A 549-nucleotide genomic window follows, 5' to 3' on the forward strand; every position below is an offset into this window, starting at 1 on the left:
CCTGCAGTAGATGAAGGGCAGCAAGTCTCTTTCGACGTTACCCTTAATCAACCAACGGAAGAAGAAACCACCATAGACTTTACCCTTAATGATGGTTCTGCTGTAGGCGGGGCGGCGAGCGATGTTGGTGCCGATTATGTAAATACAACGGTTTTAATTACATTATCCGACGGAACCACCCAAGAAATTCAGGTGAATGATGATGGATCGTTCACTGTTTCTCTTCCGATCGGGGAAGAGTCTTTTACGGTTAGCTTGGATACCATTGATGATAATTTAGCGGAAGGATCGGAAACATTCAGTTTGTCCGGTTCAACGCCAGATCAGCCTACTCCAGTTACCGGTGTTGCAACGATTACAGATGAGGCAGAGCAAGGGCCAGAAGATACTGTAACCGTTAATATGACCGGCCCGAATAGCGTTTCGGAAGGTGAAACTACTTCCGAATACACCGTAACACTGAGCGATCCGGCGACAGTCGGTAGCATCGTGACCTTAGCTTACAGCTACACCACTGCATCCGGTGACGACATTACTGAAACCACTCAA

1 pseudogene is annotated in these 549 nt (G+C 47.5%); it reads left to right on the forward strand.

Features of this window, described 5'->3' with window-relative positions:
• Nucleotides 1-549, forward strand: a pseudogene (locus R7R24_RS29625) (calcium-binding protein); the annotation flags it as partial.

This window comes from Vibrio sp. 704 (genome assembly GCF_033339295.1).